Origin of the sequence: Rhizobium leguminosarum (genome assembly GCF_002953715.1) — a bacterium.
Taxonomy (GTDB): domain Bacteria; phylum Pseudomonadota; class Alphaproteobacteria; order Rhizobiales; family Rhizobiaceae; genus Rhizobium; species Rhizobium leguminosarum_V.
In genome coordinates, this window is the sequence record NZ_CP025012.1 from 2,227,162 (window position 1) to 2,254,119 (window position 26,958).

The 26,958-nt window shown below is 62.0% G+C and carries 25 protein-coding genes; 12 read left to right on the forward strand and 13 right to left on the reverse strand.

Going from position 1 to position 26,958, the window contains the following annotated elements:
• The first annotated feature begins 75 nt into the window (after positions 1-75).
• Positions 76-2,307: a phosphoribosylformylglycinamidine synthase subunit PurL gene (gene purL / locus CUJ84_RS11290; protein WP_105006271.1), complete on the forward strand. Its 2,232-nt coding sequence runs from the start codon at positions 76-78 to the stop codon at positions 2,305-2,307.
• Between the two features lie 19 nt (positions 2,308-2,326).
• Positions 2,327-2,560, forward strand: coding sequence for a BolA/IbaG family iron-sulfur metabolism protein (locus CUJ84_RS11295; RefSeq protein ID WP_003579540.1), 234 nt, complete (start codon positions 2,327-2,329; stop codon positions 2,558-2,560).
• A gap of 34 nt (positions 2,561-2,594) precedes the next feature.
• On the opposite strand, the gene CUJ84_RS11300 is transcribed toward CUJ84_RS11295, so the two are convergent.
• Positions 2,595-3,785 carry a hypothetical protein gene (locus CUJ84_RS11300; protein ID WP_105006272.1) on the reverse strand — a complete coding sequence of 397 codons (1,191 nt, stop codon included), beginning with the start codon at positions 3,783-3,785 and terminating at the stop codon, positions 2,595-2,597.
• 164 nt (positions 3,786-3,949) lie between these two features.
• Here CUJ84_RS11300 and CUJ84_RS11305 point away from each other — a divergent pair, with 164 nt between their 5' ends.
• The 6 genes from CUJ84_RS11305 to CUJ84_RS11330 all read left to right on the forward strand — a co-directional run bounded on the left by CUJ84_RS11305 (position 3,950) and on the right by CUJ84_RS11330 (position 9,144).
• The gene (locus CUJ84_RS11305) at positions 3,950-4,180 is read left to right on the forward strand and encodes a hypothetical protein (protein WP_027684531.1); all 231 of its coding nucleotides are present in this window, start codon (positions 3,950-3,952) and stop codon (positions 4,178-4,180) included.
• A gap of 61 nt (positions 4,181-4,241) precedes the next feature.
• Positions 4,242-5,063 carry a c-type cytochrome gene (locus tag CUJ84_RS11310; protein ID WP_105006273.1) on the forward strand — a complete coding sequence of 274 codons (822 nt, stop codon included), beginning with the start codon at positions 4,242-4,244 and terminating at the stop codon, positions 5,061-5,063.
• A gap of 145 nt (positions 5,064-5,208) precedes the next feature.
• Positions 5,209-5,544, forward strand: a complete 336-nt coding sequence (grxD, locus tag CUJ84_RS11315; protein ID WP_105006274.1) for a Grx4 family monothiol glutaredoxin — start codon at positions 5,209-5,211, stop codon at positions 5,542-5,544.
• 137 nt (positions 5,545-5,681) lie between these two features.
• A complete protein-coding gene (locus tag CUJ84_RS11320) occupies positions 5,682-6,887 on the forward strand; it encodes a multidrug effflux MFS transporter (protein WP_042954305.1) in 1,206 nt (401 codons plus the stop codon).
• Positions 6,888-6,921: 34 nt separating this feature from the next.
• Entirely contained in the window at positions 6,922-8,202 is a 1,281-nt protein-coding gene (locus tag CUJ84_RS11325) for a multidrug effflux MFS transporter (RefSeq protein ID WP_105006275.1), read from the forward strand.
• 102 nt (positions 8,203-8,304) lie between these two features.
• Positions 8,305-9,144 (forward strand): acyl-CoA thioester hydrolase/BAAT C-terminal domain-containing protein, encoded by an 840-nt coding sequence (locus CUJ84_RS11330; protein ID WP_105006276.1) that lies wholly within the window; start codon positions 8,305-8,307, stop codon positions 9,142-9,144.
• A 59-nt stretch (positions 9,145-9,203) separates the two neighbouring features.
• Here the strand turns inward: CUJ84_RS11330 and CUJ84_RS11335 are convergent, their stop codons facing one another.
• The 10 genes from CUJ84_RS11335 to CUJ84_RS11380 all read right to left on the reverse strand — a co-directional run bounded on the left by CUJ84_RS11335 (position 9,204) and on the right by CUJ84_RS11380 (position 19,736).
• Positions 9,204-10,028 (reverse strand): inositol monophosphatase family protein, encoded by an 825-nt coding sequence (locus CUJ84_RS11335; RefSeq protein WP_105006277.1) that lies wholly within the window; start codon positions 10,026-10,028, stop codon positions 9,204-9,206.
• Positions 10,029-10,068: 40 nt separating this feature from the next.
• Positions 10,069-10,896, reverse strand: a complete 828-nt coding sequence (locus CUJ84_RS11340; RefSeq protein WP_105008157.1) for an inositol monophosphatase family protein — start codon at positions 10,894-10,896, stop codon at positions 10,069-10,071.
• A 46-nt stretch (positions 10,897-10,942) separates the two neighbouring features.
• A complete protein-coding gene (ttcA, locus tag CUJ84_RS11345) occupies positions 10,943-11,812 on the reverse strand; it encodes a tRNA 2-thiocytidine(32) synthetase TtcA (RefSeq protein WP_105006278.1) in 870 nt (289 codons plus the stop codon).
• A 60-nt stretch (positions 11,813-11,872) separates the two neighbouring features.
• Positions 11,873-12,802: a glutaminase gene (locus CUJ84_RS11350; RefSeq protein ID WP_105006279.1), complete on the reverse strand. Its 930-nt coding sequence runs from the start codon at positions 12,800-12,802 to the stop codon at positions 11,873-11,875.
• A gap of 102 nt (positions 12,803-12,904) precedes the next feature.
• Positions 12,905-13,522: a 30S ribosomal protein S4 gene (gene rpsD / locus CUJ84_RS11355; protein WP_003540107.1), complete on the reverse strand. Its 618-nt coding sequence runs from the start codon at positions 13,520-13,522 to the stop codon at positions 12,905-12,907.
• Between the two features lie 224 nt (positions 13,523-13,746).
• Complete coding sequence (locus CUJ84_RS11360) at positions 13,747-15,258, reverse strand: ATP-binding protein (protein WP_105006280.1); 1,512 nt, start codon at positions 15,256-15,258, stop codon at positions 13,747-13,749.
• 180 nt (positions 15,259-15,438) lie between these two features.
• Positions 15,439-16,239, reverse strand: a complete 801-nt coding sequence (gene murI / locus CUJ84_RS11365) for a glutamate racemase (protein WP_105006281.1) — start codon at positions 16,237-16,239, stop codon at positions 15,439-15,441.
• Complete coding sequence (locus CUJ84_RS11370) at positions 16,220-17,050, reverse strand: RNA methyltransferase (protein WP_105006282.1); 831 nt, start codon at positions 17,048-17,050, stop codon at positions 16,220-16,222. The genes murI and CUJ84_RS11370 overlap by 20 nt, the downstream gene beginning before the upstream one ends.
• 4 nt (positions 17,051-17,054) lie before the next feature.
• A complete protein-coding gene (locus tag CUJ84_RS11375) occupies positions 17,055-19,085 on the reverse strand; it encodes an FUSC family protein (protein ID WP_105006283.1) in 2,031 nt (676 codons plus the stop codon).
• A gap of 102 nt (positions 19,086-19,187) precedes the next feature.
• Positions 19,188-19,736, reverse strand: coding sequence for a hypothetical protein (locus CUJ84_RS11380; RefSeq protein WP_105008158.1), 549 nt, complete (start codon positions 19,734-19,736; stop codon positions 19,188-19,190).
• Positions 19,737-20,035: 299 nt separating this feature from the next.
• On the opposite strand from CUJ84_RS11380, the gene CUJ84_RS11385 reads away from it, so the two are divergent.
• The 3 genes from CUJ84_RS11385 to CUJ84_RS11395 all read left to right on the forward strand — a co-directional run bounded on the left by CUJ84_RS11385 (position 20,036) and on the right by CUJ84_RS11395 (position 22,480).
• A complete protein-coding gene (locus CUJ84_RS11385; RefSeq protein WP_018242215.1) occupies positions 20,036-21,247 on the forward strand; it encodes an NADP-dependent isocitrate dehydrogenase in 1,212 nt (403 codons plus the stop codon).
• A 71-nt stretch (positions 21,248-21,318) separates the two neighbouring features.
• A complete protein-coding gene (locus CUJ84_RS11390; RefSeq protein ID WP_105006284.1) occupies positions 21,319-21,765 on the forward strand; it encodes a GNAT family N-acetyltransferase in 447 nt (148 codons plus the stop codon).
• Between the two features lie 88 nt (positions 21,766-21,853).
• Positions 21,854-22,480 (forward strand): glutathione S-transferase family protein, encoded by a 627-nt coding sequence (locus CUJ84_RS11395; RefSeq protein ID WP_105006285.1) that lies wholly within the window; start codon positions 21,854-21,856, stop codon positions 22,478-22,480.
• 47 nt (positions 22,481-22,527) lie between these two features.
• Here CUJ84_RS11395 and CUJ84_RS11400 read toward each other — a convergent pair whose 3' ends face one another.
• Positions 22,528-23,379, reverse strand: a complete 852-nt coding sequence (locus tag CUJ84_RS11400) for an AraC family transcriptional regulator (protein ID WP_105006286.1) — start codon at positions 23,377-23,379, stop codon at positions 22,528-22,530.
• Between the two features lie 149 nt (positions 23,380-23,528).
• Between CUJ84_RS11400 and CUJ84_RS11405 the strand changes: the two genes are divergently transcribed.
• Complete coding sequence (locus CUJ84_RS11405; protein ID WP_199788822.1) at positions 23,529-24,140, forward strand: LysE family translocator; 612 nt, start codon at positions 23,529-23,531, stop codon at positions 24,138-24,140.
• A gap of 94 nt (positions 24,141-24,234) precedes the next feature.
• Here CUJ84_RS11405 and alaS read toward each other — a convergent pair whose 3' ends face one another.
• A complete protein-coding gene (gene alaS / locus CUJ84_RS11410) occupies positions 24,235-26,889 on the reverse strand; it encodes an alanine--tRNA ligase (protein WP_105006288.1) in 2,655 nt (884 codons plus the stop codon).
• Positions 26,890-26,958: the final 69 nt, after the last annotated feature.

Here is a 26,958-nt window from a genome sequence, read left to right on the forward strand (position 1 = left end):
ATTTTCCTGTCGCGCGCCGTCCCTACATAGGCTAAAGAGCGGAAAACGCGCAACGGCAGGGACTTTCGAGAGCTCATGACCATTCCAAACACCATCCCGGTCACGCCGGAACTCATTGCAAGCCATGGCCTGAAGCCGGACGAGTACCAGCGTATTCTGGATCTGATCGGCCGCGAACCGACCTTCACCGAGCTCGGCATCTTCTCGGCCATGTGGAACGAGCACTGCTCCTACAAATCCTCGAAGAAATGGTTGCGCACGTTGCCGACCAAGGGGCCGCGCGTCATCCAGGGCCCAGGTGAAAATGCCGGCGTGGTCGACATCGATGACGGCGATTGCGTCGTCTTCAAGATGGAGAGCCACAACCACCCCTCCTATATCGAACCCTATCAGGGGGCTGCGACCGGCGTCGGCGGCATCCTGCGCGACGTCTTCACCATGGGTGCGCGCCCGATTGCCGCGATGAACGCCCTGCGCTTCGGCGAGCCGGATCATCCGAAGACCCGCCATCTCGTCTCCGGCGTCGTCTCCGGCGTCGGCGGCTACGGCAATTCCTTCGGCGTGCCGACGGTCGGCGGCGAAGTCGAGTTCGACGCCCGCTACAACGGCAACATCCTCGTCAACGCCTTTGCCGCCGGTATCGCGAAATCCAACGCCATCTTCCTGTCCGAAGCCAAGGGCGTCGGTCTTCCGGTCGTCTATCTCGGCGCCAAGACCGGCCGCGACGGCGTCGGCGGTGCGACGATGGCATCGGCCGAATTCGACGAATCGATCGAGGAGAAGCGCCCGACCGTTCAGGTCGGCGACCCCTTCACCGAGAAGTGCCTGCTGGAAGCCTGCCTCGAGCTGATGAAGACCGGCGCCGTCATCGCCATCCAGGATATGGGTGCAGCCGGCCTCACCTGCTCGGCCGTCGAAATGGGCGCCAAGGGCGATCTCGGCATCCTGCTCGAGCTCGACAAGGTGCCGGTGCGCGAAGAGAGAATGACGGCCTACGAAATGATGTTGTCGGAAAGCCAGGAGCGCATGCTCATGGTGCTGCAGCCGGAGAAGGAAGAGGAAGCCAAGGCAATCTTCGTCAAGTGGGGCCTCGATTTCGCCATCGTCGGCAAGACGACCGACGATCTGCGCTTCCGCGTCATGCATCAGGGCGAGGAAGTCGCCAACCTGCCGATCAAGGATCTCGGCGACCAGGCGCCGGAATATGACCGCCCCTGGCGCGAATCCGGCAAGCATGGCCCCCTGCCCGCAAACCTCGTCGCCGCACCGAAGGATTACGGCCAGGCGCTGCTGCAACTCGTCGGCTCCGCCAACCAGTCGAGCCGCCGCTGGGTCTATGAGCAATACGACACACTGATCCAGGGCAATTCACTGCAGCTTCCGGGCGGCGATGCCGGCGTCGTGCGCGTCGACGGCCATCCCTCCAAGGCGCTCGCCTTCTCTTCCGACGTCACCCCGCGTTATGTCGAGGCAGATCCGTTCGAAGGCGGCAAGCAGGCGGTCGCCGAATGCTGGCGCAACATCACAGCGACAGGCGCCGAACCGCTCGCCGCCACCGACAACCTCAACTTCGGCAATCCCGAAAAGCCCGAGATCATGGGCCAGTTCGTTCAGGCGGTGAAGGGCATCGGCGAGGCATGCCGCGCGCTCGACTTCCCGATCGTCTCCGGCAACGTCTCGCTCTACAATGAGACCAATGGCGTCGCCATCCTGCCAACCCCGACGATCGCAGGCGTCGGCCTGCTGCCGGACTGGCGCAAGATGGCCCGCATCGGCGCTGCCAACGATGGCGATAAGGTCATCATGATCGGCGTCGACGGCAGCCATCTCGGCCAGTCCGTCTATCTCCGCGACGTGCTTTCCAGCCGCGAAGGTCCGGCGCCGGAGGTGGATCTTTTTGCCGAGCGCCGCAACGGCGATTTCGTTCGCTCCGTCATCCGCAACGGCCAGGCGACCGCCTGCCATGACATCTCCTCTGGCGGCCTTGCCGTGGCGCTCGCCGAAATGGCGATGGCCTCCGGCAAAGGCCTGACGATTGATCTGAGCGAAGGCAAGGGTGCGCCGCATGCGCTGCTCTTCGGCGAGGATCAGGCGCGCTACGTCCTGACGTTGCCTGCCGATGTCGCCGATTTCGTCTGCGTCAATGCAGAAGGTGGCGGCGTTCCCTTCCGCCGCCTCGGCACAGTCGGGGGAACGGTGCTGATCGTCGGCGATCTCATCTCGCTGCCGATTCAGCAATTGCGCGATGCCCATGAATCGTGGTTCCCTGATTTCATGGAAGGCCGCGGCGAACTTGCTGCGGAATGATGCGCAAGGAGTAACGATCATGGCCATGAAACCCGGCGATATCGAAGACATGATCAAGGCTGGGATTCCCGGTGCCAAGGTGACGATCCGCGATCTGGCGGGCGACGGCGATCACTACGCCGCCGAAGTCGTCGCCGAAGCCTTCCGCGGCAAGAGCCGCGTGCAGCAGCACCAGATGGTCTACGAGGCGCTGAAGGGCAATATGGGCGGCATACTGCACGCGCTGGCGTTGCAGACCTCCGCGCCGGAATAGAGCCCGACGTAATCCCGATGACGATGCCCGGCCCTCAGCCGGGCATTCTCTTTTCGTCGGGATTGGCAAAGACCGAGGCCGGCATCGGCCCCGCGGTCATCAGCGTGAAATCAAACGACGCCTTTAGATCAGGGCCAAGCACATATTGCCGGTGGACGCGAAGCTGGTCTTTGCGGATCTTGCGGTAGTGCTCGCGCGTCAGCATTTGCTTGACGCGGATCAGGATCATCTTCGCCTCGGGCGCATCCGTATGGCCGGAGACGGCAACGACTGGCACCTTGTAGAAATTGATCGAATCCGTCAGGCACTGCACGTCGAGCCAGGAAATCTCTGGACAGCGGGCGATCAGCCCGACACGGGCGCGAAGCAGTGTTGCCGATGACATGAGCGCGCATTGCAGGATGGCGCTGCCGAGTGTGGCAAACACCACACGCTTGCCCTTGAAGATCTCCGGCTCCCTTTCCAGCAATATGCCGATGACATGGGCGGCAACGCTCGATCCCATGCTGTGCGAGGAGATCACATATTCATCCGCCTCTTCGTCAAGCGCCTTGCGCACGGCAGCGGCCCGGTCTTTCAGCCAGTCGTTGAAATCTGTCCGGTCCATGCGGCCGAGCGCCACCGCCATTGCCCAATCGGCGAAGAGGTGCAGCGTGTGGAAGCGTTCGGAAAACGGCAGGAAGGCGAAGATGAAGAAACAGAGCGCCAGCGGCCCGCTCCAGAGCATGTGCCACGGCGAAAAGCCAAGAGCAAAGGGCATGATGGCGATCTGCGCCGTCAGCGCGATCGCCAGCGCCGTCAGCAGGAACGGGAAGAGGAAGAACAGGCCGAAGCGCCAGGCGTGGCGGAAATATCCCCGCATGCCGCCTTCGAGCATGATCTCGGCGCAGCTTCGGAAGCCTGCCATGATCTGGCTCAGCGTGTTGCCGCCGCGCAGCCTGCTTACCAGCGCATCATGATCGACCATGTGGATCCGGCTCTTCGTCTGCCAGCCCGGTGAACCGGTCCCTTCCCCGGCCGCCGCTTTGTCGGCGTCCCGTTCGCCCGTCGTGACCACGAAACTGAGGGGATCACGTCCCGCCTCCGGCGCCCCCGTTTCAACCGAATAGCCCCAGACGGCGGCACTCTGCCTGGCCGAACGCTCGTAGCGTGCCCTGTGGGCAACGCCGTCGAGCGGCTCGAAGCCCGTGAAATGCAGGACGACCCGCTTCTCGATCAGTTTCATTCCACTCTTCCGGCCGGACGAATGACCGGCATGTTGGTGCGATCCGGCTGCTGCGCCGCTGATAGGGGCAAAAAGCAGCGATGGTCTCGAAGCCGTCTTGCTAACCGAACTCTTCCGGAATTCAATAGCACCCATGTCGTTTCCATCACGAACGGAGGGGTTTTGTGGCCGACCTAGTCAAAGAATTGATATCAGGCGTCGTCGACAGCGTGTTGAAGGAGATCCTGAAAAAAACCACCGGCCGCGCCACGACGAAGCGCAGGAGGCGCAAGACACGCCCCGCCGCGACGACGAAGGTTGCGCGCAAGACGACCTCGGCCAAGCCTAAGCCCGCCCGCAAACAGGTCAGCAAGCGCCGCACCGCCGCTGGCCGCAGCCGCCAGCGACGCAGCTAAGGCACGATCAAATGTGAGCGGTTTCGGACGAATTCTGCGGCGCTCATGAGGGCATGAACCGATGATGCGCATTTTGAAAATCATTCTCGCGGCCATCGTCGCGATCTGTCTCATCGCCGTTGCCGGCGTCTACGCCCTGTCGGAGATGCGCCTTTCCAGGACCTACGACGTTGCTCTTGCCGATTTCACCGTCAAGACAACGCTGTCTGCCGAAGAAGCCGAACGTCGCGCCCGCACGCTGATGTGCAGCGGCTGTCATCACGATGCCGGCAACGTGCTCATCGACGAGCCGGGCGTCGGCCGCATCGTCGCGCCGAACCTGACCCGCTTCGTGCCCATGTACAGCGATGCTGAACTCGTGCGCCTCATCCGCCATGGCGTCAAGAAGGACGGCACCGGCGCCTTCATCATGCCGGCAAGCAACTTCGCCAATATTGCCGATGACGATATGGCGGCGATCATTGCGTGGATGCGCAGTTTGAAGCAGCTTCCCGATGCGGTGGCCGGAACGACGCAATGGGGACCGCTCGGGCGAATCGGGCTGGCGCTCGACAAGATCCCCTTCGAGGCCGATCTGGTGCCTGCCATCATCACCCCTGCCGCAGCGCGTCCGGCCGATATCGGCGAATACGCCTTCAGGACCGATTGCAGCCACTGTCATAATCTCGATACGGCAAAGCAGTCGGAAGGCTTTCTGGCGCCGGCGCTTAAGCCTCTGGCGCAATCCTATTCGGCTGCCGATTTCAAGACGTTGCTGCGCACTGGCAAGGGTGTCGGCGGCCGCGATCTCGGCGTGATGACACAGGTTTCACAATGGAATTTCAGCCATTTCACCGATGTCGAAATCGAACAGATTCAGACCTATCTCGCCATTCGACCGTAACGCGACGGCAACAACCCCGGCAACGGCTTGCGCGAACTGGTCTTTTTTTGGTTCGGGCAGCTGGAATTCCTGCCGTCGCATGCTATCTAAAGGCAACGATTGAAACGGTGGGCCTTTAACCCGCCTGTTGAAAGGATTAGGTCCCATGAGCGGCATTCACGAATTCATCGGCAACGAAATCAAGACCAACGACGTCGTCCTCTTCATGAAGGGCACGCCGCAGTTTCCGCAGTGCGGTTTCTCCGGCCAGGTCGTGCAAATTCTTGATTACATCGGCGTCGAGTACAAGAGCGTCAACGTGCTCGCCGATTCGGAAATCCGCCAGGGCATCAAGGAATATTCCAACTGGCCGACAATCCCGCAGCTTTACATAAAGGGTGAGTTCGTCGGCGGTTGCGACATCGTCCGGGAAATGTTCCAGGCTGGTGAACTGCAGCAGCATCTCCAGGAAAATGGCATCGCGGTGCGCGCCGCCTCCTGACCGGTCACCGGACGTCCGCCCGGTTTCCAAATCTGTTTCTTGAGTTCGAGGCGCTGCGGCCAGCAGCGCCTTGACCTGTTTATGGGAATTTCATTGTGACAGATTCATCACAAGCCGTGTCCGCGGGCCGCCTGCCCATGGGCAAGCGAGAATTCATCGCGCTTGCCGCCTTCCTGATGGCCGTCAACTCGCTGGCGATCGACATCATGCTTCCTGCCTTGCAGCAGATCGGCGCGAGCCTCGGCGTCGAGAGCGAGAATCACCGGCAGTTCGTCGTCTCCACCTATCTGCTCGGCTTCGGCTGTGCCCAGCTGTTCTACGGCCCGCTCTCCGACCGTTTCGGCCGCCGCACGCCGCTTCTGATCGGTCTCGTCATCTATATCGTTTCCGCCATCGGCATCGTCTTCGTCCCCTCCTTCGCCGGCTTGCTGGTGCTGCGTTTCATCCAGGGCGTCGGCTCAGCCGCAACCCGCGTCATCACTGTGTCCATCGTTCGCGATATCTATGGCGGCCGGCAGATGGCCGAAGTCATGTCGCTGATCATGATGGTCTTCATGATCGTACCGGTCATCGCGCCCGGTACTGGCCAGATCGTCATGTTTTTCGGCAACTGGCACCTGATCTTCCTTTTTATCGCCACCATGGCGACTGCTATCGCCGTCTGGGCCTATCTCCGTCTGCCGGAAACCCTGCATCCGCAGAATGTCCGCCCATTTACCGCCCGCTCGATCTTCGGCGCCTTCAAGCTGGTGCTGACCAATCGCGTCGCGCTCTGCTACACCATTGCCAGCACCTTCATCTTCGGCGCGCTGTTCGGCTTCATCAATTCGGCCCAGCAGGTCTATGTCGGCATCTACGATCTCGGCGTCTATTTCCCCTTCGCCTTCGCCGGCGTGGCGATCTTCATGTCGCTGTCGTCCTTCTTCAATTCACGCTTCGTCGGCAAGCTCGGCATGCGCCGGCTGTCGCACGGCTCGCTCATCGGCTTCATCGCCATCAACACCGTCTGGTTGATCGTCCAGATGGCGAGCACCGAGCCGATGCCCTTCGCTCTGTTCATCTCCTTCTTCGGCCTTGCCATGTTCCAGTTCGGTTGGATCGGCTCGAACTTCAATTCGCTCGCCATGGAGCCGCTCGGCCACGTCGCCGGCACTGCCTCTTCCGTCCTCGGCTTCATGAGCACAGTCGGCGGCGCCATCATCGGCGCCGGCATCGGCCAGGCCTTCGACGGCACGGCGCTGCCGATGGTCGCCGGTTATTTCACCGTGTCGATCATCGGGCTCGTCTTCGTGCTGATCGCCGAGAAGGGCCGCCTCTTCCAATCGCAGAACCCTGCCGTCTGAACGGCCGGCCTCATTCGCATCCAGGATTCACCACATGACGCCGCCGCATAAACTGCACCAGGAGAACCAGGGCTCTCGCCGCATCGGCATGGGCTTTGGCGAATTCATCATCACCATCGCCATCATGACCGCCAGCATCGCCATGGCGATCGACAGCATGCTGCCGGCATTGCCCAATATCGGCCATTCCCTCGGCGTCACCAATACCAACGACGCCCAGCTCATCATCGGCGTGTTCTTCCTAGGCTTCGGCGTCTCGCAGATCTTCTTCGGCAGCCTTTCGGATACGTTCGGCCGCCGCAACATCCTGCTCGGCGGCATGGCCTGCTACATTGTCGGAATGTTTGCCGCGGCAGCAACCGGCAGCTTCGAAATGCTGCTGGTCATGCGTTTCGTTCAGGGTGTGGGCGGCGCGGCGGTGCGCATCACCACCATGGCCATCGTCCGCGACTGCTTCGGCGGCCGAGAAATGGCCCGCGTGATGTCCTATGTCATGATCGTCTTCATGATCGTGCCGATCGTTGCGCCCTCCGTCGGCCAACTCATCATCCTCTATGCCAACTGGCATTGGATCTTCATCCTGCTCGGCATCATTGCCACCATCCTGTTCGTCTGGGCTCTTCTGCGGTTGAAGGAATCACTGCCGCCGGAAGAGCGGCTGCCGCTTTCGTTCGGCTCTGTCGTGGACGGTTTCAAGACTGTGCTCACCAACCGCATCACCTGCGGCTACATGATCGGCCTCACCATGTTCACCGGCGTCATCAGCGCCTATGTGATCTCGGTGCAGCAGGTCTTCGGCGAGGTCTACGGCCTTGGCGACTGGCTGCCAATCGCCTTTGCGGCGACTGCCGGCGGCATCGCCGTCGCCAATTTCGCCAACGGTTTCTTCGTGCGCAAATTCGGCATGCGCCGCATCTCGCACGCCGCCCTGCTGATCTTCACGGCGCTGTCGGCCGCCGGCTTTTTCTATTCGCTGGCCGGCAAGCCGGATTTCGCCATCGCCTACGGCATCTTCACTATCGTGTTGATGATGTTTGCCGTGATCGCCACCAATTTCACCGCCATCAGCCTCGAACCGATGGGCAATCTCGCCGGCACGGCGACCGCCATAACCGGCTTCGTCTCGACGACGGCCGGGGCCATCCTCGGTGGCCTGGTCGGCCAGATGTTTAACGGCACGGTGCAACCGCTCTTCGGCGGATTCGCCCTCTTCGGCGCGGTGACGATCGCAGCCACCCTCTGGGCTGAGAACGGCAAGCTCTTCACTCATCCCGGAGACAGCCCGCAGCTCGATCCGGGTGCTGCCCACTTCTGAAATGGGAAATCTGCCGGAGCGGTTGATCCGCGGCGGCATTGCATTAGATGGCAACTCGGCACGTTCCTAAATCTGGATGCCCCTGGAAGAAGGAGCCTGGTTTTGGATGCAGAATATCAACGTCTCCCCCCGCCATTGCAGGGCGAGATGTTTCAGGTCAAACCGGATGCCAGCACCGGCGTCGTAGTGCTCGGCGGCTCCAGTGGCCGGGTGGATGTGGCCCGTGCCAGGCTGTTCGCGAGCCAGGGAGCAACAGTCATAGCGCTTCGCTGGTTCGGCGGCGAAGGCCAGGTGCCAGGCATTTGCGAGGTGCCGCTGGAAACGTTTTTCTCTGCCACGGACTACCTGGTGGGGCTTGCCTGTAAACGCATCGTCCTGGTGGGGACATCGAAAGGCGCCGAAGCTGCACTGCTCACGGCCGTATACGATCCGCGCATCAGCGCGGTCGTCGCGATGAGCCCCTCGTCAGTCGTCTGGGGAAATATTGGTCCAGGGCTTGATGGCATCAGCTGGCCGGAACGCTCGTCGTGGACATTGCGAGGCACACCGCTTCCTTTTGTTTCGTCGGACCCAGAATGGGTGCAGGAATACAGAGACGAGCTGGTCGCCTATCGGGCCCTGTTCGAACGATGCCTTCACGTGCACGAGTCTGAGATCGACGCAGCGGCTATCCCTTTGGAGAGAACGAATGCCGAAATTCTGCTCGTAGCAGGATGCGATGACGCGCTCTGGCCATCAGACAAATTTGCCGCTTCACTTGTTCGGAGGCGCGCAGGTTTTGGTTTGTCCACCCAGCTTGTGTTGGGAGAAGATGCGGGCCATCGCATTCTGCTGCCGGGCGAAACGACTTCCCGATCATCGCTGCGCGCTCATGGTGGAAGTGACGAGGCCGACGCCAAATTGGGACGACTCGCGTGGGGACATATTCTTGAGATGCTATAGCGTGAGCGCTGCAGTGATTTGATCGCTCACGGAAAAGCTCTACGCTTAAACGCGAGTGTTCAGACCGTGAACACCTCACGCCGCAGCACCTCCCAGGAGGCCTTGTCGGGGGTAATCAGCAGCCCGCCATCGAGGTGATGCGGCAGGTAGGGCGAGCCGTCGAAGCGCGCTGCATAGGCGCCTGCCTCCTGCGAGATCAGCGTGCCGGCAAGGTGATCCCAGGGCATCAGCTTGTTGTACATGAGGTAATGCACATGGCCGCCGGCAAAGGTGCGGTATTCGTGGGCCGCACAGCGGTAATTGGTGAGGAAGCGCACCTTGGCAAGATTGCCGAGCACTTCGGCGCGCTTCTCCTTCGGCAGGTAGCCGGTCGAGGCCATGCCGACCATATGCTCCAGCCCCACGGGCGCTGCGACCGAGAGCCGCTCGGCGCCGCCGTCCGGCCGCCGCAGCCAGGCGCCGCCGCCCTTTTCCGCCATCACCCAGTCGTCGCCCATCGGATCGTAGATGATACCGGCAACCGTCTCGCCGCCTGATATGACAGAGGCCATGACGCCGAAGGCCGGGATGCCGGCGGCAAAATTGAACGTGCCGTCGACCGGATCGACGACGATCGCAAGATCGGCATGTTCGAGGCTGCCGAGCAAATCAGGATCGGCCGCGACCGATTCTTCGCCAAGGAACAGCGCGCTCGGCCAGAGCCGCTGAGCTTCCGCCTTGATCATCCGCTCGGCCTGCTCATCGGCCTCGGTGACGAGATCGGTAGCCTCGCTCTTGGCGCGCACGTCGTCCTGACCAAGCCGGCGGAAGCGCGGCAGGATCTCTGCCTTCGCCGCGCGGCGCAGCAGATCGGCCAGAACGGTCACGTCAACAGTCGAAGTCATGTCAAATCCTCACGCTTAGGTCTCTCGGGAGAACCTTGAATCAGATGCCGACGATCTCGCGCCGGATGAGCTGCCAGCTCTCCCGGTCGGGCGCGGAAATGATGCCACCCGTCGTCTCGCCGGGGCGATAGGGCGTGCCGTCGAATTTCGCCGTATGGCCGCCGGCCTCCTGATGCGCCAGCACGCCGGCCAGGTGATCCCAGGGCATCAGCTTCGCATGGCCGATGAAATGCATCTTGCCGGAGGCGACCATCCAATATTCGTAGGCCGAGCAGTTGAAGGCAAAGGTCATCCGGATCTTCGCCATGTTGGCGCAGATACGCGCGCGATCCGGTTCGTCCATGTGGCTCCATGACAGGCCGCCGACCATCTGGTTCAGGCTAGCAGGCTCAGCAACCTTCAGCTTTGTCGACTGCCCGTCCCGACGTGTCAGAAAGGCGCCTGCCCCCCTGATCGCGGTCACTGTGTCGCCGAGAACGGGATCGTGAATGATGCCGGCGACCGTCTCGCCCTTGATCGTCACTGCCAGCATCGTCCCGAAGACGGGAAGCCCGGCGGCGAAATTGAACGTCCCGTCGACAGGGTCAATGACGAAGGCGAGCTCAGCATCGGCAAGTGCCGGCACGACGGACCGGTCGGCGTCATAAGCCTCCTCGCCGACGACGAGTGCTGCAGGAAAGCGCTCTCTCAGCGCCGCGGTGATCCGGTGTTCGGCAAGTACGTCCGCCTGCGTCACCAGATCGATTGCCGAAGTCTTCTCCGAAACATCGGCAGCGCCGAGATTGCGGAAACGCGGCATGATCTCGGCGCGCGCCGCCTCCCTGACGCAATCGCCGAGAAAGAGAATATCCTGGTCTGAAATAATCATGCGAAATCCTGCCTTCATTCAATAGCCCGCCTCCATAGCCGGCCTTTCATGAAGGATCGGTGACACCAAGGGTGGAAAAGTCGAAGAGTTTCGGGTCGAGCAGATGCGACGGGTTCACATGCGAAAGCGCCCGCAGCATCGTATCCTTGCGGCCCGGCATGCGCCGCTCGATATCGGCGAGCATGTCCTTCATCGCATTGCGCTGCAGCCCGTCCTGCGAGCCGCAGAGATCACAGGGAATGATCGGAAACTGCATGGCGGCGGCGAATTTCGCGAGATCGTCCTCAGCGGCATAGGCGAGCGGCCGGAGCACCATCAGATCACCCTCGTCGTTCAGAAGCTTCGCCGGCATCGAGGCAAGCCGCCCGCCATGGAAGAAATTCATGAAGAAGGTTTCAAGAATGTCCTCGCGGTGGTGGCCGAGCACCAGCGCATCGCAACCCTCTTCGCGCGCCACTCGATAGAGATTGCCGCGGCGCAGCCGCGAACAGAGCGAACAATAGGTCGCCCCCTCCGGCACCTTCTCCTTCACGATCGAATAGGTGTCGCGATATTCGATCCGGTGCTGAACGCCGATTTTGGTGAGATAATCCGGCAGCACGTGCTTCGGGAAGTTCGGCTGGCCCTGGTCGAGATTGCAGGCGATCAGTTCGACCGGCAGCAGGCCGCGCCATTTGAGATCGAGCAGCAGCGCCAGCAGCCCGTAAGAATCCTTGCCGCCGGAAAGGCCGACTAGCCAGCGCTTTTGGCCCTTCAGCATGTCGAAATCGTCGAAGGCCTGACGCACCTGCCGCAGCAGGCGCTTGCGCAGCTTGTTGAAGGAGACGGAAAGCGGCGCATCGGCAAACAGCGCATGGCCGCTGCTATCGGCCTCGCCACTCTCCAACTCGTCGGCGATATTGGCTGCGATATTCATTGCTTCGTCCTACAGAAATTCCACACTTGCTCTAGCAGAAAGCCGCTTGGCAACACAGCGTCAATCGCCGAAAACCGACCAGCCGGTGCGCGCTGCGAGCATTTCCAGCGCCGCGGCGCCGAGCTGCGAATTGCCGACCTTGTTCAGCCCCGGCGACCACACCGCGATCGAGGCAATACCAGGTGCCACGGCGAAGATGCCGCCGCCGACACCGCTCTTGCCGGGCAGGCCGACATGATAGGCAAAATCGCCCGAACCGTCGTAATGGCCGCAGGTCAGCATCAGCGCATTGATGCGCCGTGCCCGCTTCGGCGAAACCACCGAATGGCCGGTTGTCGGATTGCTCCCGCGCGCCGCCAGGAACAGCCCGGCGCGGGCCAACTGCTCGCAGCTCATCGACAAGGCGCATTGATGGAAATAAACGCCGAGCACGTGGTCGACGGGATGGTCGAGATTGCGGTAGGCGCGCATGAAATTGGCAAGCGCGAAATTGCGGTATCCTGTCTGGGTTTCCGAACGCGCCACCTTGTCGTCGATGGTGATCGACTCGTCGTCGGCCAGATAACGCACGAAGCGCAGCAGTTCGCCGATTGCCTCGCGCGGCGCATGGCCGGCCATGACGACGTCGCTGACGGCGATCGCGCCGGCATTGATGAAGGGGTTGCGGGGGATGCCGCCCTCATGCTCGAGCTGGACGATCGAGTTGAAAGCCGATCCGGAGGGTTCGCGCCCGACGCGCTTCCACAGCCCCTCGCCGACCTTGCCGAGCGCCAGCGTCAGCATGAAGACCTTCGATATGCTCTGGATCGAGAAGGCGATATCCGCATCGCCGACACGGTAGACCCTGCCGTCGACGGTGACGATCGCCATGCCGAACTGCTTCGGGTCGACCTTGGCGAGTTCGGGAATATAATCCGCGACCTTGCCCTCGCCGATCCGCGGCTGGATATCGGCGTAGATGCTATCGAGGGTCGCCTGCAAATCTGCCATTGCTTCACTCCAGATCGCAAAAAAGCCGCTCGAAAGAGCGGCTTTCCGTATATCGACGCATTCTGTTGTCTCGCAATCGGTTTCGACTGCGAGACGAAGGCATCAACGCGAATAGAATTCGACGACCAGATGCGGTTCCATGACGACCGGGAACGGAACGTCGCTAAGTGTCGGAACGCGGCCGAAGGTTGCGACCATCTTGTTGTGATCGACTTCGATGTAATCGGGAACGTCGCGCTCGGCGAGGCTGACGGCTTCCAGAACGATCACCAGCTGCTTCGACTTTTCGCGAACTTCGATGACGTCGCCGGCCTTGCAGCGGTAGGAACCGATGTTGACGCGCACGCCGTTGACCGAGACGTGGCCATGGTTGACGAACTGACGGGCAGCAAAGACCGTCGGAACGAACTTGGCACGATAGACGATCGCGTCGAGGCGCGATTCCAGCAGGCCGATCAGGTTTTCAGACGTGTCGCCCTTGCGGCGGTCGGCTTCGGCGAAGATCGCGCGGAACTGCTTTTCGCGCAGGTCACCGTAGTAGCCCTTGAGCTTCTGCTTGGCGCGCAGCTGCACACCGAAGTCCGAAAGCTTGCCCTTGCGGCGCTGGCCGTGCTGGCCCGGGCCGTATTCACGGCGGTTCACCGGGGACTTCGGACGGCCCCAGATGTTTTCGCCCATACGGCGGTCAATTTTATACTTGGACGATTCGCGCTTGCTCATCGTATTTCCTTTCAAAGGTTTATGACGGTTTGTTGCCAAACCGCACGAAGGAAACACGCCCTCCTCTGGTCTTTTCTAAGACCTGACAGGATGTTCCGGTTAGCGAACAGGAACGATCCACGGGACATGTCAAATGAAACACCGGGCATTGCTGCCCGGTGCTTGCGGCGGTCTTTAGAGGCCCGTCATGAAAATGTCAACAGCAGCAAACTCCGAAAGCGCCACTATTCCGCCGCCAGCGGTTGGTCGCCCGTGTCGGGTGCGTTGGCGTCGCCCGGCGCCGTCTGGCAGTCCATATCAGGGAAAGCGACGATACGTTTGCCGGAAAAATCGGCGTGCACGACGATAATACCCTGCTCCTCGAAATAGCCAAGCAGGCGGCGGGCGCGGCGGGCGGAATGGGTGCCGTAGGCGCGGGCGATGCGGGCGTCCGACGGACACGGCTCACCGCAGACAGCGGCCTTGGCGAGCATCAGGAAAACGCCCTGCAGGTCGTCGGTGACACCTGAAGACAGCGACAGCGCCGTCGCCCAGGCATCGGTTGCAGCCGTTGTCGCATCGACGCCGGAACGCGAGATTGCCACGCGCCGGCGGAAATCCGGCAGCGCGATCGGCGGCCCCGGCACCCGGCGCATGCGCAGCCTTACCAGAAAATCCTGGTAGAGTACCGAATCGGTACGGAAGGCGGAGGTGGGATCGTCCAGTATCTCGGCCAGCACGCTGGCAAGGCGCTCCTCCCGCTCTTCGGCGGAGACTTCCACCTGGCTCGCCCTCGCCTCGGCTGGCGCGGCTGACGCTGCCGGCGTCGAGCGCGAGAGTTCGGCCAGGATATCGGTCGTCGGCCGCGGCGCCGGCGGGGCGCGGCGCACCAGCGGGCGCTGGAATTCCTCCGGATCGGGCGTGAAGATCAGGTCTTCGACATCCTGCGGCGCATCCGGCAGCGGCATCAGCTTCGGGCTGGAGGAGCGCGCCGAGGTCTCCACCGCACCGATCTGGATCGGCAGCGGGCGGCGCGACAGCGCCGGTCCGAGAGCGACGAAATTGCCGCGCTTCAGATCGCGGAACATCTCGGCCTGGCGCCGGTCCATGCCGAGCAGGTCGGCGGCGCGCGCCATGTCGATATCGAGGAAGGTGCGGCCCATCAGGAAGTTCGAGGCCTCGGCCGCGACGTTCTTGGCGAGCTTGGCAAGCCGCTGCGTCGCGATCACGCCGGCAAGGCCGCGTTTACGCCCGCGGCACATCAGGTTGGTCATCGCGCCGAGCGACATCTTGCGCGCATCTTCCGAGACATCGCCGCCGACCGACGGCGCAAACATCTGCGCCTCGTCGACCACGACGAGAACCGGATACCAGTATTCGCGATCGGCATCGAACATGCCGTTGAGGAAGGCGGCGGCAGCGCGCATCTGGTCTTCGAGATCGAGACCTTCGAGCGTAAGCACGCAGGAAACGCGATGCTGGCGAATGCGGTTGGCGATGCCGGCAAGCTCCGCCTCGGTCCGCTCGCCGTCGACCACGACATGGCCGAACCTGTCGCTAAGCGTGACGAAATCACCCTCGGGATCGATGATGACCTGCTGCACCCATTGCGCCGATTGCTCGAGCAGGCGGCGCAGCAAATGTGACTTGCCCGATCCGGAATTGCCCTGCACGAGCAGACGGGTCGCCAGCAGCTCCTCGATATCGAGCGTCGCCGGGCTGCCGGACGCCAATCCCATATCGATGCCAACCTGCAATGCACATCCTCGCGGCGAAGAGACTCACATGAACGAAGCGCCATTCTTCCGAAACGGCATCGCTCCGTCTATCAAAGAATGCATTGTCTTTCAGGACCAGATTTCACCAACCCACAGGACAATTCCGGGCATCGTCCGAGAAGCTGATCCATCGCCGTGATCGGGCATCTCTTCGCCGAGCTACGCCCTCAAACCGAAGCCCTGCATCAGCCGCCGTGTGGCGAAATCGGGATTGCCCGAGGTGAGCACCGCGAAGTCGAAATTGTCGGGATGTACAGCGTCCGCGACCAGCGGCACCAGCGTGCGGGCGCGCCGCGCGATCGCTTCGGCGGGGTCGAGCCAGTCGACCGGCCAGGGCGCAAGCCGGCGGAAGAGGTTTGCCATGAAAGGATAGTGCGTGCAGGCAAGCACGACGATATCAGTCTTCTGACCGTCCTTCTCGACGAAGCATTGGTCGATTTCGGCAAGCACGGCGTCGTCAGAGACGGCATCACCGCGAATATAGGTCTCTGCCATGCGCGCAAGGTTCTCCGAGCCGACGAGGCGGACATGGCATTGCTGCGCAAAGGACTGGATGAGATCGCGCGTATAGGCCCGCTTGACCGTGCCGGGGGTGGCAAGCACTGAGACGAGGCCGGAGCGCGTACGCTCCGCCGCCGGCTTGATCGCCGGCACTGTGCCGACGAAGGTCATCTGGGGAAAGGCGGCGCGCAGACCGGCACCAACAAGCGTGAAGGCGGTGTTGCAGGCGATGATGCAGACCTCGGGGTCGTGCTCTGCGAGCAACCGGCCGAAAAGCCCGATGATGCGTTCCTTCAGCGCCTGTTCCTCCCAGCCGCCATAGGGAAAGCCGGCATCGTCGGCGACATAGATGAAGCCGCGTTCCGGCATCAGCACGCGTGCCTCGCGCAGGACGGTCAGCCCGCCGATGCCGGAATCGAAGACGAGGACGGGTTTCAGCTCATGCGTCGGCGCTGTCATCTGGCGGTGTTTCCTTGGTCGCGGTCGGGAACCGGCCGCCGCGCGGGCTCTTGCGCGAGAAGCGGTCGAGGGAAGAGATAACGCCGCGCAACACGCTGATTTCCTGCTCCGTGAAGGCCCGGCGGGATAGAACAGCGCGCAGATTGTCGATCATTTTCGGCTTTTTCCCGGCAGGATGGAAATAACCACGCGCGTCGAGCGCCTCTTCCAGCTGGTCGAACAGGCCAAACAGCTGTTCCTTGGTCGAAGGTGTCTGCCCCATCGCCTGGAAGGGCACGGCGCCGAGATCCTCCATGCCGGATTTCATCCATTCATAGGACATCAGCAGCACCGCCTGGGCGATGTTCAGCGACGCAAAGGCCGGATTGACGGGAAAGGTGACGATCTCGTCGGCAAGCGCCACCTCCTCGTTGGTCAGCCCCCAGCGCTCGCGCCCGAAAAGGATGCCGGTGCCCTCGCCGGCGCGGAACCTCGCCCGAAGCGTCTCGGCGGCGATGATGGGCGAGCGCACCGGCTTGTAGCCATCACGCTCGCGTGCCGTCGTCGCATAGACGAAATTGAGGTCGGCGACCGCCTGCTCCAGCGTGTCGTAGACCTTGGTCGCCTCGATCACGTGATCGGCCTTGGAGGCGGTCGCCAGGGCTTTCTCGTTCGGCCAGCCGTCGCGCGGATTGACGAGGCGCAGTTCAGCAAGGCCGAAATTCGCCATGGCGCGCGCCACCATGCCGATATTCTCGCCCATCTGCGGCTCGACCAGTATGATGGCCGGGCCTTCGGCCAGAAGTTGACGCTCGCTGTTCGTGCCTGCCATGGTCTTATCCCTGTTTCGAGCGCGCAATAGCCTCGCCCGGTGCAAACGGCAAGACGTCTGCGTCAGGATAGAGCCTTTCCAGCGCCGAACCGATCATTTCGAGCCCGAGTTTCGCGCCCTCGCGCGACAGCGGCAGGTGCCGGCCTGTTGTCCGCGATGCCTTGCGCTGAATGAGGAAACAGGCCGAGCCGCGCGGCGCTGCATTATCGATCAGCGCCAGATCCGCCGCGATCAGCGTCTTCAGATTGTCGTCAGCGGCCGGCGCGTCATAACTTTTCGCCAGGATACGCGCCCAATAGGTGCAGGACAGGAAGATCGCCAGCGTCTGGCGGATCTGGCCCGGGCGCGTCACCACCGACCAGGACGAGCCGAGCGGCCGCGCCGCCACCGTCACGTCGCGGTAGCAGGCATCGATCGTCTGCGACAGCGCCATCAACTCGAAACCGCTCTTGCCCTCGCCGATCCCGGCAAGCAGGTCGCGCAGCGCCTGGAACCAGCGGGCGAGTGCAGTATCGAGCGCGCCGCGCGTGCGTGTGGGGAAAACGACGAAGGCGACCGCCGTTCCGGCCGCCGCCCCGATCATGGTCTCCCCGATGCGCAGCTTCAACAGATCGAGCGTCAGCACGCCGGTCATGCCGTAGACCAGGCAGAGCACGATCGAGATGAAGAAGGTCATCGTCGCATAGGAAACTTGCAGGAAATAGAAGGCGAGGAAGATGCAGATGGCGGCAACCGGAATGGCAATATCAGGCTCGCCCGACATCATCGTTGCCAGCACGAGGCCGATGGCGATTCCGAACACGGTGCCGAGCGAGCGCGATAGTGCCCTCATCGCCGTATCGCCGCGCGAATTGGTATTGGTGAAGACGAGGAAGGAGGCGAGCACCGCCCAGAACCAGCGCTCGCGCGACAGCAGCAGACCGAAACCCATGGCGATCGCCGAGGCGAGCGTGATCTGCAGCGCCAAGCGCAGCAGGGGATTGGCGAACGAAAAGTCGATCGGCTGAGCTTGCGCCGTATCCATGACGGCATCAATGCCGGAGAAACCGGAGGCCTGCCCCTCGCCGATCGCCTGCGTCAGTTGCTGCCGGGCCTTGCCGAGCCAGAGAAGCGCACGCACGGTCTCGCCCTGCGGCTGGTCCTTGATGGTTTCGGCCATTTCCTCATACCTGCCAAGTTCCACCGCATCCGCCTCGATCACGGCATGCACGAGCGCAAAGGCCGGCGGGCTCTGGAAGCTCAGCACGATCGCGCTCTCGGCAGCAAGATGCGCATCGAAGAGCCGGATCGCCAGCTCCGCGGCGGGATCGGCGGCATCGAAAACCCCGCCAGGCGGGCGCGGAATAAAGGTCTCCGCCATCAGCACCACTTCCTTCAGCCGGTCTTCCAGCTGGCGCAGCTCCTGCCGGTCGGCTTCGCCGATCTCGGCACCGCCGGCAAGGGCGGCGAGCTTGAAGAGGATCTGGTTGATCCGGCCGCGCACACTTTCGAGCGAGCGCAGCAGGTCTCGTCGCCAATCGTCCGGCAACAGCACTGCTCTCACCAGATGGCCGACGAGCACCGAGACGACGGGGCCGATTGCCACCGCCGGCAGCTCGGCAAGGGAAGGCCGGAAATAAGACCCCATGAAATAAGAGGTGAACGCGAACATGCCGATCGCAAAACCGCGCGGCCCAAACACGCGGCCCGCCGATGCGAGCGCGATCACCACCAGGAAGACGAGATCGGAGAGAAAACGCCGATCCTCGAGGCCTGCCGCGATGGCAACAACGCCAAGGCTTGCCACGCAACCGAAGAGCCGCGTCACCAGCTGTCGCGTATTGCCCTTGTCGCGAACCGCCACCCCGCCCTCGATCGACAGCACGATGCCAAGACCGAAGGCCGCCGTCGGCAACGGCAGGATGAACATCTGGATGGCGAGAAGGACTAAAAACGAGAAAACGATCGTCAGCGTCACCCGCGAGGCCATGCGCAGACGCGAAAGCGCCGGATCGTTGGCAAGCAGCCAGTCGCGGAACTGAAAACCGGAAAACAAATGCGAGAGCCCCTCATGCCGCCCAGGGATCAACAGATACCGCCGCAAGAGCGAAAATCAAACTGCCGAGATCGAATCTCGATGCTCTCGAATGTCGCGCGCCTATTGGCCCTTGGCAATCAGCGCCATCGTCGTCTTCAAGGAATCGCGCGCCTGCGTTTCGATATTCTCGGTGACGATATCATCGATGACGGGCTTGCCACCTTCCTCGACCACTTCGAAACGAACGGTCGTATAGTCCTTGGCATCGGGCGCATCCGAGCAAGCGGATTTCTTGAAGCGCACCGTCACCTCGGCCACCCCATCGACCACAGGCGCTGCCGCCATCGTCAGATCCTCCAGCGGACAGGCATCCTGGCCGTTGACGATGACGTCGTAGTCGAAGGGCGATATGCCGTCGTCGTCGATGGCGGGAAACTGCGCAGCCGCCTGGTATTTCGCAACGAAATCGCGGCTGTAGAGATGGTCGAGCCGGCTCGCATCGAAGATGTCGGTCCAGTCGCTGTTGTTGTCGGCCCAGTTGCTCCTGGTCGCCTCCATGATCTCCTTCACGGGAGCGGTAATGTCAGCGGCATCACCGATGCCGCCGGCAGCGTGGCTGATGCCTGAAAAGGCGATAAGGCTTGCGATAACAACGGCGATTGTCTTCATGGTCGAATGTCCGGAGCGGCAGATCGAGGCGGACACTAGAGCATGATGCCGAAAAGTGTGAGCGGTTTTCGGACGACATCATGCTCTATTTCTTTGATTCAGATCCGGATTCAGATTTTAGGCCGAACGGACCTAAAATCATCCGGATCTGGCTAAATTTCAGCGCTTGGCAATGGCGGCAAAAACGCATTGTCGAACCCCTTGCAGCTTTGCGTTCCCGGTTCACAATGCTATAGCGCTCCGGATCATATCACCCACCCGGGACCCCGTCCCCATTCAAGCTCGAACGAGGCAGATACATGAACAAGATCAAGGTCGCCAATCCCGTCGCCGATCTCGACGGCGATGAAATGACGCGCATCATCTGGCAGCTGATCAAGGATAAGCTGATCCATCCGTATCTTGACCTCGACATCGACTATTTCGACCTCTCCGTCGAAAACCGCGACGCCACCAACGACCAGGTCACCGTCGATGCCGCCAACGCCATCAAGAAGTACGGCGTCGGCATCAAGTGCGCGACGATCACGCCGGATGAAGCCCGCGTCAAGGAATTCAACCTCAAGGAAATGTGGAAGAGCCCGAACGGCACGATCCGCAACATTCTCGGCGGCGTCATCTTCCGCGAGCCGATCATCTGCAAGAACGTGCCGCGCCTTGTTCCCGGCTGGACCAAGCCGATTGTCGTCGGCCGCCACGCCTTCGGCGACCAGTACCGCGCCACCGATTTCAAGTTCCCCGGCAAGGGCAAGCTGACGATCAAATTCGTCGGCGAGGACGGCACAGTCATCGAGAAGGAAGTCTTCAACGCACCGGGCGCCGGCGTCGCCATGGCCATGTACAACCTCGACGAATCGATCCGCGAATTCGCTCGTGCCTCGATGATGTACGGCCTGATGCGCAAGTGGCCGGTCTATCTGTCGACCAAGAACACCATCCTCAAGGCCTATGACGGCCGCTTCAAGGACATCTTCGAGGAAGTCTACGAGACCGAATTCAAGGATCAGTTCAAGGAAGCCGGCATCACCTACGAACACCGCCTGATCGACGACATGGTCGCCTCGGCGCTCAAGTGGTCGGGCGGCTACGTCTGGGCCTGCAAGAACTACGACGGCGACGTCCAGTCCGACACCGTCGCCCAGGGCTTCGGCTCGCTCGGCCTGATGACCTCGGTTCTGCTGACACCCGACGGCAAGACGGTCGAAGCCGAAGCCGCTCACGGCACGGTCACCCGTCACTACCGCCAGCATCAGAAGGGCCAGGAAACCTCGACGAACTCGATCGCCTCGATCTTCGCCTGGACCCGCGGCCTGGCGCACCGCGCCAAGCTCGACGACAATGCCGAGCTCGCCCGCTTCGCCTCGACGCTGGAAAAGGTCTGCGTCGACACTGTCGAATCCGGTTTCATGACCAAGGACCTGGCGCTGTTGATCGGCCCCGACCAGCCGTGGCTCTCGACCACCGCCTTCCTCGACAAGATCGATCAGAACCTGCAGAAGGCCATGGCGTAAGCCGGCCTTTCCAAGATAACATCGACGCGGCGGGGATTTCCCCGCCGTTTTCATTTTGGGAGAATGAACCGATGACGGCCATCCTGCGACCGCTTGAATCCTCGGACCGCGCCGCTTGGGAACCCCTATGGGAGGCCTATCAGCGCTTCTACGAAGTGGTCATCCCGCCTGAAACCACGGATCTCACCTGGGCTCGCTTCCACGATCCTGACGAACCGATGCACGCGCTCGGCGCCTTTGACGAAGATGGCCGTCTCGTCGGCATCGTCCATGCCATTTTTCACCGTTCCTGCTGGCTGCCGCAATGGACCTGCTATCTGCAGGATCTCTATGTTGACAACAGCCAGCGCGGGCTCGGGACCGGTGCCGCTTTGATCGAGGCCGTCGCTGACCTCGCCCGCGCAAACGGCGCAGGCAGGCTCTATTGGATGACACACGAAGCGAATGCAACGGCGCGGCGGCTCTACGATAGGATCGCCGAGCGCTCGGGTTTCATCCAATACCGCAAGGCGCTTTGAGGGCCTGGGGTTGCACAAAGGCCCCGCCGCACTATTGATTCCGGGGAACAGCAAGGCAGCAGAAAAACGGGAACACGAGGAGGATCTCATGACTGAAGAACTGGTATTCTATACGAACCCCATGTCGCGCGGCCGCATCGCGCGCTGGATGCTGGAGGAGATCGGCCAGCCCTATCGCACCGAAGTCCTGACCTTCGGCGAAACCATGAAAGCGCCCGAATATCTCCAGGTCAATCCGATGGGCAAGGTACCGGCAATCCGCCACGGCGATACCATCGTCACAGAATGCGCGGCGATCTGCGCCTATCTTGCCGAGACCTTCCCCGAAAAGGCGCTGGCCCCGAGGCCGGAGGAGCGCGCCCGCTATTACCGCTGGATGTTCTTTGCCGCCGGCCCGCTCGAATCGGCGGTGACGATGAAGGCGCTCGGCTTCGAAATTCCGAAGGAACGCCTGCGCATGGCCGGTTGCGGCGGCTTCGGCGACGTCATGAACACGCTCGAAATGGCGGTCTCCGGCTCCACCTACGTCACTGGCGAGCGCTTCACCGCCGCCGACGTCTATGTCGGCTCGCATATCGGCTGGGGCCTCGGTTTCGGCAGCATAGAGAAGCGCCAGGCCTTCGTCGATTATTTCGGCCGCATCAGCGAACGTGAGGCCTACAAGCGCGCAAATGCGCTGGACGACGAGGCCGGCAAGACGATGCAAGCCGCCTGACCGCCAATCCCCGCGCGGCCAGACCGGCGCGCCGGGAATATCAGCCGTCAGACGAGCGGCATGTGAATGTCCGTCAGAAGCTCGGTCGGCGGCACCTCGCGCGGGTTGTTGAGATATTCCTCGAACATGACCCTATCCTTCAGCTGCCGGCCGGATTTCGGCAGCCATTCGGCAAAGAGCCACTGATAGGACTTGGGCATATTGGCATAGGGACCCTTGTGGCGCAGCACTGCATAACCGCCGCCCTCGATCGTGCGCCGCTCGAACGGCGCATCGGCCGGCACGTCGGCAGCGCCGGTGACGCAGGCGATCGAGCGCAACTTTTCGAGCGGCACGATATCGGGATCGTCGAGATAGACGCCGATCATCCGCATGTCGGGCTTGGCGAGGCCGCGGGCGTAAAGCGTGCCGAACAGCGTCTCGAAGGCCTTGTCGATCTGCATGTAGGAACCGGTATGGGCAACGCCGATCAGCTCGATCGGCGCGATCTCACGTATGGTAACGTCTAACATGATTTTGGTCTTTCCGTTAGGTGAGGGCTCATAGGCTGTGTGGCTTCCCTCTTTCCGGTAGCGGGCCGGCGGCATGCCGTAGACCGACTTGAAAATACGATTGAAGGATTGGAGATTGGGATAGCCTGATCGCTTCGCAATTTCACTGACGGCAAGTTCCGTGCGGACGATCTCGCCCGCCGCGTGATGCAGCCTGAGCCGCTTGACGGTGGCCGCCAGCGTCTCGCCGTAAATCGCCCGGTAGATCCTGTGCCAGTGATAGCTCGACATGCAGGCGATTTCGGCAAGGCGCTCCATATCCAGCTCCTCGTCCAAGTGGTCGTGAATATAGGCCGAAACCCGTCTCAGACGGTTTTCATAAAGTGCCCATGCCGTTTCGCCATTCATTTGGGAACCTCGTGCAAATCGATCGGCTTGAGAGAACCATAACCCGATTTGACAAATCCTGCGGACTTGAACCTTCGGCGAATCCTGCGTAGACCGGAATTCCGGCTCGAACCCAAAAGGAATGATAGATGCCGGATTTTTCAACACTAATGATCTTTGCCGCCGCAGCGCTGGTGCTGACGGCCACGCCCGGCCCCGACATGCTGCTGATCGCCTCCCGCAGCATCAGCCAGGGACGCGCTGCCGGTTTCCTGACCTATGCCGGCATCGCGCTCGGCACCTATTGCCACGCCCTTGCCGCAGCCTTTGGGCTGTCACAGCTCTTCATGGCCGTGCCGGCCGCCTATGAAACAGTGCGCTGGGCCGGCTGTTGCTATCTTCTCTATCTCGCCTACAAGACGGTCCGCTCGGAAGGCGCCGCCTTTCAGCCCGCATCGACGCTGAAGCGGCTGTCGGGCCGGCGTATCTTCTTTGCGGGCCTTGCCACCAATCTGCTCAATCCGAAGATGGCGCTCTTCGTCATGGCGCTCTTTCCGCAATTCGTGAATGCGTCAGCCGGATCGCTGACGATGCAGATGCTGATACTCGCAAGCGTCCTGAACGGTATCGGCCTCGTCGTGAATGGCGCCGTGATTTTCCTCGGAAGCACGATCCGTTCGAGACTTCAATCGGCGAGCCGTTTCCCGAAGTTGCCGCAATATATCCTTGCAACGGTCTTCACCGGGCTCGCCTGCCGCCTTGCGTTGCAGCCGCGAAACTGAACATCGAGTGACCACCGTCGTTGAAAACAAAACCGGCTGCGACATCCATGATCTCGCAGCCGGTTTGAATTTCAAACTGTTGTCAGGCGGCAGTTCAGCCGGCAAGTGCCACGGCAACCGCCTCGATCGCTTCATCGGCCTTCGATCCGTCGGGGCCGCCGGCCTGCGCCATGTCGGGGCGGCCGCCGCCGCCCTTGCCGCCGAGGGCGGCAGATGCGATGCGGACGAGGTCGACGGCGCTGTAGCGCTGCACGAGATCCGGTGTCACCGCCACGACAGCACTAGCCTTGCCGTCGTCGGACACGCCGACGAGGGCAACGACGCCGGAACCGATGCTGGTCTTGCCGTCATCGGCAAGACCCTTCAAATCCTTGGGATCGACGCCCGAAATCGCCTTGCCGAGGAACTTGACGCCGGCAACTTCGCGCACGGCATCGACCGAGCCGCCCTGCCCGCCGCCCATGGCGAGTTTGCGCTTGGCGTCAGCCAGTTCCTTTTCGAGCTTGCGGCGCTCGTCCATCAGCGCTTCGACACGCGACAGCACTTCCCCCGGTTGCACCTTCAGCGAGGCAGCAAGCGTCTTCACGCGCTCGTCCTGTTCGGCCAGATATTCGCGCGCCGATTCGCCGGTGACGGCCTCGATACGGCGAACGCCGGCACCGACGGCACTTTCGCCGAGAACGCGGATCAGACCGATCTGGCCGGTGGCCCCGACATGCGTGCCGCCGCAGAGTTCGATCGAATAAGGCTTGCCGGCCTTGGCGCCGCGCACGCCCTCGCCCATCGCCACGACGCGGACTTCATCGCCGTATTTCTCGCCGAACAACGCCATTGCGCCTTCGGCGATCGCATCGTCGACGCTCATCAGCCTCGTGGTAACCGGTGAATTCTGCAACACGATCTCGTTTGCCATAACCTCGACGATCTTCAGCTCCTCGGCCGACATCGGCTTCGGATGCGAAACGTCGAAACGCAGGCGCTCGGGCGCGACCAGCGAACCCTTCTGCGCCACATGGGTGCCGAGCACTTCGCGCAAAGCCTCATGCAGCAGATGCGTTGCCGAGTGATTGGCACGCAGCCGCGAACGGCGGGCATGATCGACCGTCAGCACGACCGCATCGCCGTCCTTGACCACGCCGTCGATGACAGTGCCCTGATGCACGAACAGGCCTTCGCCCCTCTTCTGCGTATCTGAAATCTCGATCTTGCCGTGGTCGGACGAGATCACGCCGGTATCGCCCACCTGGCCGCCGGATTCGCCGTAGAACGGCGTCTGGCTGACGACGATCTGCACCTTGTCGCCGGCCTTGGCCTCGGCAGCGACAGCGCCGTCCTTGACGATTGCCTGCACGACGCCTTCAGCCGTTTCGGTGTCGTAGCCGAGGAATTCGGTGGCACCGTGTCTTTCCTTAAGCTCGAACCAGACGGTTTCCGTCGCCTTCTCGCCGGAACCGGCCCAGTGCGAGCGGGCTTCGGCCTTCTGGCGCTGCATCGCATCGGTGAAACCGGAGATGTCGACGCCGATCTCACGGGCACGCAGTGCATCCTGCGTCAGATCGAGCGGGAAGCCGTAGGTGTCGTAGAGCTTGAAGGCGGTCTCACCATCCAGCATATCGCCCTTGGAAAGATCCGTCGTGGCGTCCGACAGAAGCGACAGGCCGCGTTCCAGCGTCTTGCGGAAGCGGTTTTCCTCGAGCTTCAGCGTTTCCGAGATCAGCGCCTCGGCGCGCACCAGTTCCGGATAGGCGCGGCCCATCTGCTGCACCAGCGTCGGCAGCAGCTTGTAGACCAGCGGTTCCCTAGCGCCGAGCAGCTGTGCATGGCGCATGGCGCGGCGCATGATGCGACGCAGCACATAACCGCGGCCCTCATTCGATGGAAGCACGCCGTCGGCGATCAGGAAGGCCGAGGAGCGCAAGTGGTCGGCGATGACGCGATGGCTGGCGCTGCCTTCCGCCTTGACGCCCATCGTGTCCTCGATGGTGCCGATCAACGTGCGGAAGAGATCGGTGTCGAACACGCTCTGAACGCCCTGCAGAATGCAGGCCATGCGCTCCAGCCCCATGCCGGTATCGATCGACGGGCGGGGCAGCGGGTTGCGAACGCCAGGTTCGGTCTGCTCGAACTGCATGAAGACGAGGTTCCAGAATTCCAGGAACCGGTCACCATCTTCCTCCGGCGAGCCCGGAGGGCCGCCCCAAACATTGTCACCCTGGTCGATGAAGATTTCAGAGCACGGGCCGCAGGGGCCGGTATCGCCCATCTGCCAGAAATTGTCAGAGGTCGGGATGCGGATGATCTTGTCGTCGGAAAAGCCGGCGATCTTCTTCCACAGCGTCGCAGCTTCTTCGTCCTCGGAATAGACGGTCACCAGCAGACGGTTCTTCGGAAGGTCGAAGCCTTCGGTGACCAGCTTCCAGGCAAGCTCGATCGCATTCTCCTTGAAATAGTCGCCGAAGGAGAAGTTGCCGAGCATCTCGAAGAAGGTCAGGTGGCGTGCAGTATAGCCAACATTGTCGAGGTCGTTGTGCTTGCCGCCGGCGCGCACGCATTTCTGCGAAGTCGTCGCCGTCGAATAGGGACGCTTTTCGAGGCCGGTGAAGACGTTCTTGAACTGCACCATGCCAGCATTGGTGAACATCAGCGTCGGGTCGTTGCGCGGCACGAGCGGGCTCGACGGAACGATCTCATGGCCGTTCTTCTTGAAATAGTCGAGGAAGGTCGACCGGATATCGTTCACACCGCTCATGCTATGCCCTTCAATGCTGCCGGAGGCAGGTAAATTTAAATTCATCGGCTTTTAACGTTCGCCCCCGCC